This window comes from Aliamphritea ceti (genome assembly GCF_024347215.1).
GTDB classification, from domain to species: Bacteria; Pseudomonadota; Gammaproteobacteria; order Pseudomonadales; family Balneatricaceae; genus Amphritea; species Amphritea ceti.
This window is the reverse complement of record NZ_AP025282.1, coordinates 4,283,456-4,302,597: the sequence shown is the minus strand read 5'-3', so window position 1 is coordinate 4,302,597 and position 19,142 is coordinate 4,283,456. Positions and strand designations below refer to the sequence as shown.

Genomic DNA, 19,142 nt, shown 5'->3' with positions numbered 1-19,142 from the left:
TATTATTTTCTAATGCGTTGTTTATATAGTTGTTTTATTTGAGTTTCCTATCGTTCGGAATGCTTTATGCATTCTTTTTGGAAATTGTCATAACTGTTCAGATATACCTGTTAGGTATTCAAGTGAGGTCGGTATGGAAAATACCAGGATTGATGTAACTATTCTCAGTGTAGAAGGTGATGTTGTTTTGCTGTCCGAAGAGGGCACACTCAGAGTTGCTGTGGCTGAAGAACTGGTTTTTCCTGGTGAAAAGATTATCGCTGCAGATAACAGTGCTGTAGTGGTGAATCTTAATGGTGCTGACGAGCGTATACCCTCAGATAGCTCTGCTCTGGTTGTGATTGATCCGGAAACTGGCGAAGTCAGGCTGAATATTCAGAGGCTATCTGACCAGTCTGAAATTAATGGTGAACTGTCCGCGATTGAGCAGTTGATTCTGGCGGGTGCTGACCCTACCGAATTACTTGAAGAAACTGCTGCTGGTCCGCAGAGCGGTAACGGACCTGCCAGCGCGGGTGGTTTTGATTCTCTGGGAGAGATCAGCCGTAGCGGCGAATCGGTTTTAGCGACCTCCGGCTTTGAAAGTCAGTCGACGGCTAATCCTAATGCTGCGCAAGGAGATAATACTGAGTTTGTAGATATTAATAATCTGCAGCCGGTATTTACGGCGACTGGTGCGCCCACCGTTACTATAAGTGAAGATGCCAATGGTGATGGTGTTTTAAATAGTAATGAGTTATCCGGTTTAGTAGATGTAGTAATTGGTTTACCCGTCGGAGCAGCAATCGGTAATCTACTTACTGTGACGGATGGTACGACTACTCAAACATTGATTGTCAGTGCTGCCGATATTGCTTTAGGCCAGGTTAGTACCGGCTTTGCAGTACCTGCTAGTGGGTCGGAGTTAAATGTCTCAGCAACTTTGACAAATCAGCAAGGTTTTATTTCTGCTCCAGGTACAGCTTCGGTTACTGTCGATACATTGGCACCGACCGTGGCGATTACCCTGGATGACGTGGCGCTGAACATCGGCGACACCAGCACAGTAACCTTCACGTTCAGTGAAGCGCCGGTCGGCTTTGGTCTGGCAGATGTGACGGCCCCGAACGGCACATTAACCGGTCTGGCGGTCGATCCGTCGAACCCGCTGGTGTACACCGCGACCTTCACACCCGCTGTGAATATCGAAGACACCACTAACGAAATCACTGTCAGCAACGGCTACACCGATGCGGCGGGTAACACTGGCACGGGTAATACCTCGGCGAACTACGAAGTGGATACGGTGGCACCAACCTTGGCGATCACGGCCGCAGACGCGAACCTGTCGGTAGGTGAAACTACGGTGCTGACCTTCCAGTTCAGCGAAGATGTCAGCGACTTCGCGATCGGTGATATCTCCCCAACCGGTGGCACACTGGCGAACTTCGTTCAGGTGGATGCCAATACCTATACGGTAGCGTTCACCCAGTCCGGCGCAGACGCGCCTTCGGTGAGCGTCGCGAACGCGACCTACACCGATATCGCGGGTAACGATGGCACGGGCAACAGCCTGACAATGTCTGCCGACATCATCGCACCGACCGTGGCGATCACCATGGACGACGATGCCCTGAACATCGGCGACACCAGCACTGTAACCTTCACCTTCAGTGAAGCGCCGGTCGGCTTCGATCTTACCGATATCACAGCCCCGAACGGCACATTAACCGGTCTGGCGGTCGATCCATCGAACCCACTGGTGTACACCGCGACCTTCACGCCAGGCGTGAATATCGAAGACACCACTAACGAAATTACCGTCAGCAATGGCTACACCGATGCGGCGGGGAACACCGGTACGGGTAATACTTCGGCGAACTATGCAGTGGATACGGTGGCACCAACCTTGGCGATCACGGCCGCAGACGCGAACCTGTCGGTAGGTGAAACCACGGTGCTGACCTTCCAGTTCAGCGAAGATGTTAGCGACTTCGTGCTGGCCGACATCACGCCAACCGGTGGCACCCTGGGCAACTTCGTCCAGGTGGATGCCAATACTTATACGGTAGCGTTCACCCAGTCCGGCGCGGATGCGCCTTCAGTGTCGGTTGCCAATAACAGTTATACAGACATCGCCGGTAACGATGGCACGGGCAACAGCTTAAGCTTGACGTCAGACATCATTGCACCGACCGTGGCGATCACCATGGACGACGTGGCGCTGAACATCGGCGACACCAGCACGGTGACCTTCACCTTCAGTGAAGCGCCGGTCGGCTTTGATCTCGCAGACATTACTGCACCGAACGGTGTACTGAGTGACTTAACAGTCGATCCATCGAACCCACGGGTGTACACCGCGACCTTCACACCGAACGCGGCGATCGAAGACACCAGCAACGAAATAACCGTCAGCAACGGCTACACCGATGCGGCGGGTAACACCGGTACTGGTAATACTTCGGCGAACTATGAAGTCGATACGGTTGCTCCAAGCCTGATCATTACGGCCGCAGACGCGAACCTGTCAGCAGGCGAGACCACGGTGCTGACCTTCCAGTTCAGCGAAGACGTCAGCGACTTTGCGATCGGTGACATCGTCCCAACCGGAGGCACGCTGGGCAACTTCGTCCAGGTGGATGCCAATACTTATACGGTAGAGTTCACCCAGTCCGGCGCAGACGCGCCTTCGGTAAGCGTCGCGAACGCGACCTATACGGATATCGCGGGTAACGATGGCACGGGCGATAGCCTGACAATGTCTGCCGATATCATCGCACCGACCGTGGCGATCACCATGGACGACGATGCCCTGAACATCGGCGACACCAGCACCGTAACCTTCACCTTCAGTGAAGCGCCGGTCGGCTTCGATCTTACAGACATTACTGCCCCGAACGGCACATTAACCAACCTGACCGTCGATGCTGGCAATCCACTGGTGTACACCGCGACCTTCACGCCAGACGTGAATATCGAAGACACCAGCAACGAAATTACTGTCAGCAACGGCTACACCGATGCGGCGGGGAACACCGGTACGGGTAATACCTCGGCGAACTATGCAGTCGATACGGTGGCACCAACGCTGGCGATCACGGCCGCGGACAGTAACTTATCCACCGGTGAAACCACGGTGCTGACCTTCCAGTTCAGCGAAGACGTCAGCGACTTTGCGATCGGTGACATCGTCCCAACCGGAGGCACGCTGGGCAACTTCGTCCAGGTGGATGCCAATACTTATACGGTAGTGTTCACCCAGTCCGGCGCAGACGCGCCTTCGGTAAGCGTCGCGAACGCGACCTATACGGATATCGCGGGTAACGATGGCACCGGCAACAGCTTAAATCTGACGTCAGATATCATCGCACCGACCGTGGCGATCACCCTAGATGACGTGGCGCTGAACATCGGCGACACCAGCACCGTGACCTTCACGTTCAGTGAAGCGCCGGTCGGCTTTGATCTGGCAGATGTGACGGCCCCGAACGGCACATTAACCGGTCTGACAGTTGATCCATCGAACCCACTGGTGTACACCGCGACCTTCACGCCAGACGTGAATATCGAAGACACCACTAACGAAATTACTGTCAGCAACGGCTATACCGATGCGGCGGGGAACACTGGCACCGGTAATACCTCGGCGAACTACGAAGTGGATACGGTTGCCCCAACGCTGGCGATCACGGCCGCAGACAGTAACTTATCCACCGGTGAAACCACGGTGCTGACCTTCCAGTTCAGCGAAGATGTCAGCGACTTCGTGCTGGCCGACATCACGCCAACCGGTGGCACACTGGCCAACTTCGTCCAGGTGGATGCCAATACCTACACGGTAGAGTTCACCCAGTCCGGCGCGGATGCACCGTCCGTGGCAGTCGCCAACAACAGTTACACGGACATCGCGGGTAACGATGGCACGGGCAATAGCCTGACAATGTCTGCCGACATCATCGCGCCCACCGTGGCGATCACCCTGGACGACGTGGCGCTGAATATCGGCGACACCAGCACAGTAACCTTCACCTTCAGTGAAGCGCCGGTCGGCTTTGATCTGGCAGATGTGACGGCCCCGAACGGCACATTAACCGGTCTGGCGGTCGATCCGTCGAACCCTCTGGTGTACACCGCGACCTTCACGCCAGGCGTGAATATCGAAGACACCAGCAATGAAATTACCGTCAGCAATGGCTACACCGATGCGGCGGGGAACACCGGCACGGGTAATACCTCGGCGAACTACGCCGTGGATACGATTGCCCCAAGCCTGGTCATTACGGCCGCAGACTCGAACCTGTCGGTAGGTGAAACCACGGTGTTGACCTTCCAGTTCAGCGAAGACGTCAGCGACTTCATGCTGGCCGACATTACGCCAACCGGTGGCACACTGGCGAACTTCGTCCAGGTAGATGCGAATACCTATACGGTAGAGCTCACCCAGTCCGGCGCGGACGCGCCGTCCGTGGCGGTTGCTAATAACAGCTACACCGACATCGCGGGTAACGATGGCACCGGTGATAGCTTAAGCCTGACATCGGACATCATCGCGCCCACCGTGGCAATCACCATGGATGACGTGGCACTGAACATCGGTGAGACCAGCACAGTGACCTTCACCTTCAGTGAAGCGCCGGTCGGCTTCGACCTGAATGATGTGGCTGCACAGAACGGTGCGCTGAGTGACTTAACAGTCGATCCGTCGAACCCACTGGTGTACACCGCGACCTTCACGCCAGACGTGAATATCGAAGACACCACTAACGAAATTACCGTCAGCAATGGCTACACCGATGCGGCGGGGAACACCGGTACGGGTAATACTTCGGCGAACTATGAAGTCGATACGGTGGCACCAACCTTGGCGATCACGGCCGCAGACTCGAACCTGTCGGTAGGTGAAACTACGGTGCTGACCTTCCAGTTCAGCGAAGATGTTAGCGACTTCGTGCTGGCCGATATCACGCCAACCGGTGGCACACTGGCGAGCTTCGTCCAGGTGGATGCGAATACCTACACGGTAGCGTTCACCCAGTCCGGCGCGGACGCGCCTTCGGTGGCGGTTGCCAACAACAGCTATACCGATATCGCGGGTAACGATGGCACGGGCGATAGCCTGACAATGTCTGCCGACATCATCGCACCGACCGTGGCGATCACCATGGACGATGATGCCCTGAACATCGGCGACACCAGCACGGTAACCTTCACCTTTAGTGAAGCGCCGGTTGGCTTCGATCTTACCGATATCACTGCCCCGAACGGCACATTAACCGATCTGGCGGTCGATCCATCGAACCCACTGGTGTACACCGCGACCTTCACGCCAGGCGTGAATATTGAAGACACCACTAACGAAATTTCCGTCAGCAACGGCTACACCGATGCAGCAGGGAACACTGGCACCGGAAATACTTCGGCGAACTATGAAGTCGATACGGTGGCACCAACGCTGACGATCACGGCCGCAGACGCGAACCTGTCGGTAGGCGAGACCACGGTGCTGACCTTCCAGTTCAGTGAAGATGTTAGCGACTTCGCGATCGGTGATATCACGCCTACTGGCGGCAGCGTCGCTAACTTCGTCCAGGTGGATGCCAATACCTATACGGTAGAGTTCACCCAGTCCGGCGCAGATGCGCCTTCGGTGAGCGTCGCGAACGCGACCTACACGGATATCGCGGGTAACGATGGCACCGGCAACAGCTTAAGCCTGACGTCAGACATCATTGCACCGACCGTGGCTATTACCCTGGACGACGATGCCCTGAATATCGGCGACACCAGCACGGTGACCTTCACCTTCAGTGAAGCGCCGGTCGGCTTTGATCTGGCAGATGTGACGGCACCGAACGGCACGTTAACCGGTCTGGCGGTCGATCCATCGAACCCACTGGTGTACACCGCGACCTTCACACCAGGCGTGAATATCGAAGACACCACTAACGAAATTACCGTCAGCAACGGCTACACCGATGCAGCAGGGAACACCGGCACCGGTAATACTTCGGCGAACTATGAAGTGGATACGGTGGCACCAACCTTGGCGATCACGGCCGCAGACAGTAACTTATCCACCGGTGAAACCACGGTGCTGACCTTCCAGTTCAGCGAAGATGTCAGCGACTTCGCGATCGGTGACATCACGCCAACCGGTGGCACACTGGGCAACTTCGTCCAGGTAGATGCCAATACCTATACGGTAGAGTTCACCCAGTCCGGCGCGGATGCACCGTCCGTGGCAGTCGCCAACAACAGTTACACGGACATCGCCGGTAACGATGGCACGGGCAACAGCCTAACAATGTCTGCCGACATCATCGCGCCCACCGTGGCCATCACCATGGATGACGTGGCGCTGAACATCGGCGACACCAGCACGGTAACCTTCACCTTCAGTGAAGCGCCGGTCGGCTTCGACCTGAATGATGTGGCTGCACAGAACGGTGTGCTGAGTGACTTAACAGTCGATCCGTCGAACCCGCTGGTGTACACCGCGACCTTCACACCCGCTGTGAATATCGAAGATACCACCAACGAAATTACCGTCAGCAATGGCTACACCGATGCGGCGGGGAACACCGGTACGGGTAATACCTCGGTGAACTATGAAGTTGATACGGTGGCACCAACGCTGACGATCACGGCAGCGGATAGTAACTTATCCACCGGTGAAACCACGGTCCTGACCTTCCAGTTCAGCGAAGATGTCAGCGACTTCGTGCTGGCCGATATCACGCCAACCGGTGGCACGCTGGGCAACTTCGTTCAGGTGGATGCCAATACCTACACGGTAGCGTTCACCCAGTCCGGCGCAGACGCGCCTTCGGTGAGCGTCGCGAACGCGACCTATACGGATATCGCGGGTAACGATGGCACCGGCAACAGCTTAAGCCTGACGTCAGATATCATCGCACCGACCGTGGCAATCACCATGGACGACGTGGCGCTGAACATCGGCGACACCAGCACCGTAACCTTCACCTTCAGTGAAGCGCCGGTCGGCTTCGACCTGAATGATGTGGCTGCACAGAACGGTGCGCTGAGTGACTTAACAGTCGATCCGTCGAACCCACTGGTGTACACCGCGACCTTCACGCCAGACGTGAATATCGAAGACACCAGCAACGAAATTACCGTCAGCAACGGCTACACAGATGCGGCGGGGAACACCGGTACCGGGAATACCTCCGCGAACTATGAAGTGGATACGGTTGCCCCAAGCCTGGTCATTACGGCCGCAGACAGTAACTTATCCACCGGTGAAACCACGGTCCTGACCTTCCAGTTCAGCGAAGACGTCAGCGACTTCGTGCTGGCCGATATCACGCCAACCGGTGGCACCCTGGGCAACTTCGTCCAGGTGGATGCCAATACCTATACGGTAGCGTTCACCCAGTCCGGCGCGGACGCGCCTTTGGTGGCGGTTGCCAATAACAGCTATACGGATATTGTGGGTAACGATGGTACGGGCAACAGCTTAAACCTGACGTCAGACATCATTGCACCGACCGTGGCGATCACCCTGGATGACGTGGCGCTGAACATCGGCGACACCAGCACCGTAACCTTCACCTTCAGTGAAGCGCCGGTCGGCTTCGACCTGAATGATGTGGCTGCACAGAACGGTGCGCTGAGTGACTTAACAGTCGATCCGTTGAACCCACTGGTGTACACCGCGACCTTCACGCCAGACGTGAATATCGAAGACACCAGCAACGAAATTACCGTCAGCAATGGCTACACCGATGCGGCGGGGAACACCGGTACGGGTAATACCTCGGCGAACTATGAAGTGGATACGGTTGCCCCAAGCCTGGTCATTACGGCCGTAGACTCGAACCTGTCGGTAGGCGAGACCACGGTGCTGACCTTCCAGTTCAGCGAAGACGTCAGCGACTTTGCGATCGGTGATATCTCCCCAACCGGTGGCACACTGGCGAACTTCGTCCAGGTGGATGCGAATACCTATACGGTAGAGTTCACCCAGTCTGGCGCGGACGCGCCTTCGGTGGCGGTTGCCAACAACAGCTATACCGACATCGCGGGTAACGATGGTACCGGTGATAGCTTAAGCCTGACATCGGACATCATCGCGCCCACCGTGGCAATCACCCTGGATGACGTGGCGCTGAACATCGGCGACACCAGCACCGTAACCTTCACCTTCAGTGAAGCGCCGGTCGGCTTCGACCTGAATGATGTGGCTGCACAGAGCGGCACATTAACCGGTCTGGCGGTCGATCCGTCGAATCCACTGGTGTACACCGCGACCTTCACGCCAGACGTGAATATCGAAGACACCACTAACGAAATCACCGTCAGCAACGGCTACACCGATGTGGCGGGTAACACCGGCACCGGTAATACATCGGCGAACTATGCAGTCGATACGGTGGCACCAACGCTGACGATTACGGCCGCAGACAGTAACTTATCCACCGGTGAAACCACGGTGCTGACCTTCCAGTTCAGCGAAGATGTCAGCGACTTCGTGCTGGCCGACATCACGCCAACCGGTGGCACACTGGCCAACTTCGTCCAGGTGGATGCCAATACCTACACGGTAGAGTTCACCCAGTCCGGCGCGGATGCACCGTCCGTGGCAGTCGCCAACAACAGTTACACGGACATCGCGGGTAACGATGGCACGGGCAATAGCCTGACAATGTCTGCCGACATCATCGCGCCCACCGTGGCGATCACCCTGGACGACGATGCCCTGAACATCGGCGACACCAGCACGGTAACCTTCACCTTCAGTGAAGCGCCGGTTGGCTTCGATCTCACCGATATCACAGCACCTAATGGTGTGCTGAGTGGCTTAACAGTCGATCCGTCGAACCCGCTGGTGTACACCGCGACCTTCACGCCAGACGTGAATATCGAAGACACCACCAATGAAATTACCGTCAGCAACGGCTACACCGATGCAGCAGGGAACACTGGCACCGGAAATACTTCGGCGAACTATGCAGTCGATACGGTGGCACCAACGCTGACGATCACGGCCGCAGACGCGAACCTGTCGGTAGGCGAGACCACGGTGCTGACCTTCCAGTTCAGCGAAGACGTCAGCGACTTTGCGATCGGTGACATCGCCCCAACCGGTGGCACACTGGCGAACTTCGTCCAGGTGGATGCGAATACCTACACGGTGGAGTTCACCCAGTCCGGCGCAGACGCGCCTTCGGTGAGCGTCGCGAACGCGACCTATACGGATATCGCGGGTAACGATGGCACGGGCGATAGTCTGACAATGTCTGCCGACATCATCGCACCGACCGTGGCGATCACCATGGACGACGTGGCGCTGAACATCGGCGACACCAGCACCGTGACCTTCACCTTCAGTGAAGCACCGATCGGCTTTGATCTTACCGATATCACCGCTCCGAACGGCACATTAACCGGTCTGGCGGTCGATCCATCGAACCCACTGGTGTACACCGCGACCTTCACACCAGGCGTGAATATCGAAGACACCACCAACGAAATTACCGTCAGCAACGGCTACACCGATGCGGCGGGGAACACCGGCACCGGTAATACCTCCGCGAACTATGCAGTCGATACGGTGGCACCAACGCTGACGATCACGGCAGCGGACAGCAACTTATCCACCGGTGAAACCACGGTACTGATCTTCCAGTTCAGCGAAGATGTCAGCGACTTCGTGCTTGGTGACATCACGCCAACCGGTGGCACCCTGGGCAACTTCGTCCAGGTGGATGCGAATACCTATACGGTAGCGTTCACTCAGTCCGGCGCGGACGCGCCTTCGGTGGCGGTTGCCAATAACAGCTATACAGACATCGCGAGTAACAACGGTTCAGGCGATAGCCTGACAATGTCTGCCGATATCATCGCACCGACCGTGGCCATCACCATGGATGACGTGGCGTTGAACATCGGCGACACCAGCACGGTGACCTTCACCTTCAGTGAAGCGCCGGTCGGCTTCGACCTGAATGATGTGGCTGCACAGAACGGTGTGCTGAGTGACTTAACAGTCGATCCATCGAACCCACTGGTGTACACCGCGACCTTCACGCCAGGCGTGAATATCGAAGACACCACTAACGAAGTTACCGTCAGCAATGGCTACACCGATGTGGCGGGTAACACTGGCACCGGTAATACCTCCGCGAACTACGAAGTGGATACGGTGGCACCAACCTTGGCGATCACGGCCGCAGACGCGAACCTGTCGGTAGGTGAAACCACGGTGCTGACCTTCCAGTTCAGCGAAGATGTCAGCGACTTTGCGATCGGTGATATCTCCCCAACCGGTGGCACACTGGGCAACTTCGTCCAGGTAGATGCCAATACCTACACGGTAGCGTTCACCCAGTCCGGCGCGGATGCGCCTTCGGTGAGCGTCGCGAATGCGACCTATACCGATACCGCCGGTAACGATGGCACCGGCAACAGCTTAAGCCTGACGTCAGATATCATTGCACCCACGGTAGCGATTACCATGGACGACGATGCCCTGAACATCGGCGACACCAGCACGGTAACCTTCACCTTCAGTGAAGCGCCGGTTGGTTTCGATCTTACCGATATCACTGCCCCGAACGGCACATTAACCGGTCTGGCAGTCGATCCGTCGAACCCGCTGGTGTACACCGCGACCTTCACGCCAGGCGTGAATATCGAAGACACCACTAACGAAATTACTGTCAGCAACGGCTACACCGATGCGGCGGGTAACACAGGCACCGGTAATACCTCCGCGAACTACGAAGTGGATACGGTGGCACCAACCTTGGCGATCACGGCCGCAGACGCGAACCTGTCGGTAGGTGAAACCACTGTTCTGACCTTCCAGTTCAGCGAAGACGTCAGCGACTTTGCACTCGGTGACATCACACCTACTGGCGGCAGCGTCGCCAACTTCGTCCAGGTAGATGCCAATACTTACACGGTAGCGTTCACCCAGTCCGGCGCCGATGCACCTTCGGTGAGCGTCGCGAATGCGACCTATACCGATACCGCCGGTAACGATGGCACCGGCAACAGCTTAAGCCTGACGTCAGATATCATCGCACCGACCGTGGCGATCACCATGGACGACGATGCCCTGAACATCGGCGACACCAGCACGGTAACCTTCACCTTCAGTGAAGCGCCGGTTGGCTTCGATCTCACCGATATCACAGCACCTAATGGTGTGCTGAGTGGCTTAACAGTCGATCCGTCGAACCCGCTGGTGTACACCGCGACCTTCACGCCAGACGTGAATATCGAAGACACCACCAATGAAATTACCGTCAGCAACGGCTACACCGATGCAGCAGGGAACACTGGCACCGGAAATACTTCGGCGAACTATGCAGTCGATACGGTGGCACCAACGCTGACGATCACGGCCGCAGACGCGAACCTGTCGGTAGGCGAGACCACGGTGCTGACCTTCCAGTTCAGCGAAGACGTCAGCGACTTTGCGATCGGTGACATCGCCCCAACCGGTGGCACACTGGCGAACTTCGTCCAGGTGGATGCGAATACCTACACGGTGGAGTTCACCCAGTCCGGCGCAGACGCGCCTTCGGTGAGCGTCGCGAACGCGACCTATACGGATATCGCGGGTAACGATGGCACGGGCGATAGTCTGACAATGTCTGCCGACATCATCGCACCGACCGTGGCGATCACCATGGACGACGTGGCGCTGAACATCGGCGACACCAGCACCGTGACCTTCACCTTCAGTGAAGCACCGATCGGCTTTGATCTTACCGATATCACCGCTCCGAACGGCACATTAACCGGTCTGGCGGTCGATCCATCGAACCCACTGGTGTACACCGCGACCTTCACACCAGGCGTGAATATCGAAGACACCACCAACGAAATTACCGTCAGCAACGGCTACACCGATGCGGCGGGGAACACCGGCACCGGTAATACCTCCGCGAACTATGCAGTCGATACGGTGGCACCAACGCTGACGATCACGGCAGCGGACAGCAACTTATCCACCGGTGAAACCACGGTACTGATCTTCCAGTTCAGCGAAGATGTCAGCGACTTCGTGCTTGGTGACATCACGCCAACCGGTGGCACCCTGGGCAACTTCGTCCAGGTGGATGCGAATACCTATACGGTAGCGTTCACTCAGTCCGGCGCGGACGCGCCTTCGGTGGCGGTTGCCAATAACAGCTATACAGACATCGCGAGTAACAACGGTTCAGGCGATAGCCTGACAATGTCTGCCGATATCATCGCACCGACCGTGGCCATCACCATGGATGACGTGGCGTTGAACATCGGCGACACCAGCACGGTGACCTTCACCTTCAGTGAAGCGCCGGTCGGCTTCGACCTGAATGATGTGGCTGCACAGAACGGTGTGCTGAGTGACTTAACAGTCGATCCATCGAACCCACTGGTGTACACCGCGACCTTCACGCCAGGCGTGAATATCGAAGACACCACTAACGAAGTTACCGTCAGCAATGGCTACACCGATGTGGCGGGTAACACTGGCACCGGTAATACCTCCGCGAACTACGAAGTGGATACGGTGGCACCAACCTTGGCGATCACGGCCGCAGACGCGAACCTGTCGGTAGGTGAAACCACGGTGCTGACCTTCCAGTTCAGCGAAGATGTCAGCGACTTTGCGATCGGTGATATCTCCCCAACCGGTGGCACACTGGGCAACTTCGTCCAGGTAGATGCCAATACCTACACGGTAGCGTTCACCCAGTCCGGCGCGGATGCGCCTTCGGTGAGCGTCGCGAATGCGACCTATACCGATACCGCCGGTAACGATGGCACCGGCAACAGCTTAAGCCTGACGTCAGATATCATTGCACCCACGGTAGCGATTACCATGGACGACGATGCCCTGAACATCGGCGACACCAGCACGGTAACCTTCACCTTCAGTGAAGCGCCGGTTGGTTTCGATCTTACCGATATCACTGCCCCGAACGGCACATTAACCGGTCTGGCAGTCGATCCGTCGAACCCGCTGGTGTACACCGCGACCTTCACGCCAGGCGTGAATATCGAAGACACCACTAACGAAATTACTGTCAGCAACGGCTACACCGATGCGGCGGGTAACACAGGCACCGGTAATACCTCCGCGAACTACGAAGTGGATACGGTGGCACCAACCTTGGCGATCACGGCCGCAGACGCGAACCTGTCGGTAGGTGAAACCACTGTTCTGACCTTCCAGTTCAGCGAAGACGTCAGCGACTTTGCACTCGGTGACATCACACCTACTGGCGGCAGCGTCGCCAACTTCGTCCAGGTAGATGCCAATACTTACACGGTAGCGTTCACCCAGTCCGGCGCCGATGCACCTTCGGTGAGCGTCGCGAATGCGACCTATACCGATACCGCCGGTAACGATGGCACCGGCAACAGCTTAAGCCTGACGTCAGATATCATCGCACCGACCGTGGCGATCACCATGGACGACGATGCCCTGAACATCGGCGACACCAGCACGGTAACCTTCACCTTCAGTGAAGCGCCGGTTGGCTTCGATCTCACCGATATCACAGCACCTAATGGTGTGCTGAGTGGCTTAACAGTCGATCCGTCGAACCCGCTGGTGTACACCGCGACCTTCACGCCAGACGTGAATATCGAAGACACCACCAATGAAATTACCGTCAGCAACGGCTACACCGATGCAGCAGGGAACACTGGCACCGGAAATACTTCGGCGAACTATGCAGTCGATACGGTGGCACCAACGCTGACGATCACGGCCGCAGACGCGAACCTGTCGGTAGGCGAGACCACGGTGCTGACCTTCCAGTTCAGCGAAGACGTCAGCGACTTTGCGATCGGTGACATCGCCCCAACCGGTGGCACACTGGCGAACTTCGTCCAGGTGGATGCGAATACCTACACGGTGGAGTTCACCCAGTCCGGCGCAGACGCGCCTTCGGTGAGCGTCGCGAACGCGACCTATACGGATATCGCGGGTAACGATGGCACGGGCGATAGTCTGACAATGTCTGCCGACATCATCGCACCGACCGTGGCGATCACCATGGACGACGTGGCGCTGAACATCGGCGACACCAGCACCGTGACCTTCACCTTCAGTGAAGCACCGATCGGCTTTGATCTTACCGATATCACCGCTCCGAACGGCACATTAACCGGTCTGGCGGTCGATCCATCGAACCCACTGGTGTACACCGCGACCTTCACACCAGGCGTGAATATCGAAGACACCACCAACGAAATTACCGTCAGCAACGGCTACACCGATGCGGCGGGGAACACCGGCACCGGTAATACCTCCGCGAACTATGCAGTCGATACGGTGGCACCAACGCTGACGATCACGGCAGCGGACAGCAACTTATCCACCGGTGAAACCACGGTGCTGACCTTCCAGTTCAGCGAAGATGTCAGCGACTTTGCGATCGGTGATATCTCCCCAACCGGTGGCACACTGGGCAACTTCGTCCAGGTAGATGCCAATACCTACACGGTAGCGTTCACCCAGTCCGGCGCGGATGCGCCTTCGGTGAGCGTCGCGAATGCGACCTATACCGATACCGCCGGTAACGATGGCACCGGCAACAGCTTAAGCCTGACGTCAGATATCATTGCACCCACGGTAGCGATTACCATGGACGACGATGCCCTGAACATCGGCGACACCAGCACGGTAACCTTCACCTTCAGTGAAGCGCCGGTTGGTTTCGATCTTACCGATATCACTGCCCCGAACGGCACATTAACCGGTCTGGCAGTCGATCCGTCGAACCCGCTGGTGTACACCGCGACCTTCACGCCAGGCGTGAATATCGAAGACACCACTAACGAAATTACTGTCAGCAACGGCTACACCGATGCGGCGGGTAACACAGGCACCGGTAATACCTCCGCGAACTACGAAGTGGATACGGTGGCACCAACCTTGGCGATCACGGCCGCAGACGCGAACCTGTCGGTAGGTGAAACCACTGTTCTGACCTTCCAGTTCAGCGAAGACGTCAGCGACTTTGCACTCGGTGACATCACACCTACTGGCGGCAGCGTCGCCAACTTCGTCCAGGTAGATGCCAATACTTACACGGTAGCGTTCACCCAGTCCGGCGCCGATGCACCTTCGGTGAGCGTCGCGAATGCGACCTATACCGATACCGCCGGTAACGATGGCACCGGCAACAGCTTAAGCCTGACGTCAGATATCATCGCACCGACCGTGGCGATCACCATGGACGACGATGCCCTGAACATCGGCGACACCAGCACGGTAACCTTCACCTTCAGTGAAGCGCCGGTTGGCTTCGATCTCACCGATATCACAGCACCTAATGGTGTGCTGAGTGGCTTAACAGTCGATCCGTCGAACCCGCTGGTGTACACCGCGACCTTCACGCCAGACGTGAATATCGAAGACACCACCAATGAAATTACCGTCAGCAACGGCTACACCGATGCAGCAGGGAACACTGGCACCGGAAATACTTCGGCGAACTATGCAGTCGATACGGTGGCACCAACGCTGACGATCACGGCCGCAGACGCGAACCTGTCGGTAGGCGAGACCACGGTGCTGACCTTCCAGTTCAGCGAAGACGTCAGCGACTTTGCGATCGGTGACATCGCCCCAACCGGTGGCACACTGGCGAACTTCGTCCAGGTGGATGCGAATACCTACACGGTGGAGTTCACCCAGTCCGGCGCAGACGCGCCTTCGGTGAGCGTCGCGAACGCGACCTATACCGATACCGCCGGTAACGATGGCACGGGCAACAGCTTAAGCCTGACGTCAGATATCATCGCACCGACCGTGGCGATCACCATGGACGACGATGCCCTGAACATCGGCGACACCAGCACGGTAACCTTCACGTTCAGTGAAGCGCCGGTCGGCTTCGATCTCACCGATATCACAGCACCTAATGGTGTACTGAGTGGCTTAACAGTCGATCCGTCGAACCCGCTGGTGTACACCGCGACCTTCACACCCGCTGTGAATATCGAAGACACCACTAACGAAATTACCGTCAGCAACGGCTATACCGATGCAGCAGGGAACACCGGCACGGGTAATACTTCGGCGAACTATTCAGTCGATACGGTGGCACCAACCTTGGCGATTACGGCCGCAGACGCGAACCTGTCGGTAGGCGAGACGACTGTTCTGACCTTCCAGTTCAGCGAAGACGTCAGCGACTTCGTGCTGGCCGATATCACGCCCACCGGTGGCACATTGGGCAACTTCGTCCAGGTAGATGCCAATACCTATACGGTAGAGTTCACCCAGTCCGGCGCAGACGCGCCTTCGGTGAGCGTCGCGAACGCGACTTATACGGATATCGCGGGTAACGATGGCACCGGCAACAGCTTAAGCCTGACGTCAGATATCATCGCACCGACCGTGGCGATTACCCTGGATGACGTGGCGCTGAACATCGGCGACACCAGCACCGTAACCTTCACCTTCAGTGAAGCGCCGGTCGGCTTCGACCTGAATGATGTAGCTGCACCGAACGGCACATTAACCGGTCTGGCAGTCGATCCGTCGAACCCACTGGTGTACACCGCGACCTTCACACCCGCTGTGAATATCGAAGACACCACTAACGAAATTACCGTCAGCAACGGCTACACCGATGCGGCGGGGAACACCGGCACCGGGAATACCTCCGCGAACTACGAAGTGGATACGGTTGCCCCAACCTTGGCGATCACGGCCGCAGACGCGAACCTGTCGGTAGGCGAGACCACGGTGCTGACCTTCCAGTTTAGTGAAGACGTCAGCGACTTCGTGCTGGCCGATATCACACCAACCGGTGGCACACTGGGCAACTTCGTCCAGGTGGATGCCAATACCTACACGGTAGCGTTCACCCAGTCTGGCGCGGATGCACCGTCCGTGGCAGTAGCCAACAACAGTTACACGGACATCGCCGGTAACGATGGCACGGGCAGCAGCCTGACAATTTCTGCCGACATCATCGCACCGACTGTGGCGATTACCATGGACGACGTGGCGCTGAACATCGGCGACACCAGCACGGTAACCTTCACGTTCAGTGAAGCGCCGGTCGGCTTCGACCTGAATGATGTGGCTGCACCGAACGGCACATTAACCAACCTGACCGTTGATGCTGGCAACCCACTGGTGTACACCGCGATCTTCACGCCAGACGTGAATATCGAAGACACCAGCAACGAAATCACCGTCAGCAACGGCTACACCGATGCGGCGGGGAATACCGGTACGGGTAATACCTCCGCGAACTACGAAGTGGATACGGTTGCCCCAACCTTGGCGATTACGGCCGCAGACTCGAACTTGTCGGTAGGCGAGACCACGGTGTTGACCTTCCAGTTCAGCGAAGACGTCAGCGACTTCGCGATCGGTGATATCACGCCAACCGGTGGCACACTGGCGAACTTCGTCCAGGTGGATGCCAATACTTATACGGTAGAGTTCACCCAGTCCGGCGCTGGAGTGCCATCAGTAGTTGTGGCGAACAACACATATGCGGATATTGTCGGTAATAACGGTGCTGGAAGCTCGTTAACTATGAGTCGAAGTGCTGACACGCCTGACCTGTGGGTAGTACCAAATGTACAGGGCGTTTATCAGCCGCTGACGCAGATAAATACGTCTGAAAATGTGACACAAAATAATATTGAAAGCCGTCTTGGCTTGAATAATGGGGTCCTGGATACCTTTAATCCGCCATCCGGTGCAGTTACGGATAACGGTAATGTGAATGCAACCCGCGGTCAGTATGTTTCTTATGAAGCTCAGTTGCAGGCCGGGGATTCTCTTGCGCTTGACTGGACTTTTAATAATGGAGAAAACAACGGTGGGCAGATCGGCCAGGGCTTTAACGATCTGGCCTTTGCTGTAATTACTGATCCAAATGGTAATACCAGTATTGTGCAGCTGAGTTCTTCTGAACAAGTCTGGACAAGTGCGGGTTCGGGCAGTGCATCTGGTACGCAATCAATAGCAGCAACGGTACCGGGGACCTATCAGGTTGGATTTATTGTTATGAATGGCCGGGATCAGGCGGTGAATTCAAGTCTGAATGTTACCGGGTATCAATTAACGCAGTCAGGTGGTGCCGTTCTAAATGAAGCTTCAGTACCACTAGCAATATCGGCAAGTCTGACAGACAGCTCTGAAACTCTGACTATTCAGGTCAGCGGTGTACCAACAGGTGCGACACTGAGTGCGGGTACTAACAATGGTGGTGGCGTCTGGACGTTGACACAGGCTGAGTTGGCTGGGTTGATGCTAACGCCGGTGAGTGGTTTTACCGGTAATATCAATCTCACAGTTACGGCAACTTCAACTGAGAGTAACGGAACGACCAGTACTGCAACTGAAAATATTACTGTGAACATTGCCCAGACGACTAATATTCAGGCGGGTAATCAGGGTAATAACACGCTGAACGGTACCGGTAATAACGATAATATCGATGGTTCAGGCGGTAACGATACCCTCAATGGCAATAACGGCAATGACCTGTTATCCGGCGGTACCGGTAATGACACGCTTAATGGCGGCAGTGGTAACGACATTCTTGATGGCGGTATTGGTAACGATACACTGAACGGTAATGCTGGTCATGATCAGCTGCATGGCGGCGCGGGTACCGATACCCTGACTGGTGGCAGTGGTAACGACATCATCTGGGGGGATGCCGGCGATGACATTATCTTCGGAGGCCTGGGATCCGATCAGCTATCCGGCGGGGCAGGAGCTGACCGATTTACTTACCTATCCAGTGATGTAGGCAGCAGTGTTGAGATAGATACTATTCTTGATTTTAATCAGGGCGATGGCGATGTGTTGGATCTGACTAGCCTGCTGAATACTGCTGAGACGGCTAATAACCTGGATGCTTATCTTAACTTTGAAAAAGTTGGTAACGATACACTGGTGCATATAAACAGTGATGGTGATTATGTTGCCGGTAATACAGTGTCGCAAGAAAGTACTAAGGACGACATGGTCATTCGTTTACAGAATATTGACCTGACCAATAACGGTGGCAATGCCGATCTGGATATCCTGCAACAGTTATTAACGGCAGGTAATTTGGAAAGCATCTAAGCCATATATAAAAGCCACCATTCTTAACGGGATGGTGGCTTTTTCTTGTCTGATGATTTTTATTATCAGACGACCCTGT

The 19,142-nt window shown here is 56.2% G+C and carries 1 protein-coding gene; it reads left to right on the top strand.

The annotated features are described in order from the left end of the window. The first annotated feature begins 133 nt into the window (after window positions 1-133). On the top strand, window positions 134-19,063 hold the full coding sequence (locus OCU49_RS19520; RefSeq protein ID WP_261842215.1) for an Ig-like domain-containing protein: 18,930 nt from the start codon (window positions 134-136) through the stop codon (window positions 19,061-19,063). The last annotated feature ends 79 nt before the right edge of the window (window positions 19,064-19,142 follow it).

Coding starts and splice junctions, on each gene's coding strand:
- OCU49_RS19520 (WP_261842215.1), top strand. CDS start 134: ATGGAAAATACCAGGATTGATGTAACTATTCTCAGTGTAGAAGGTGAT.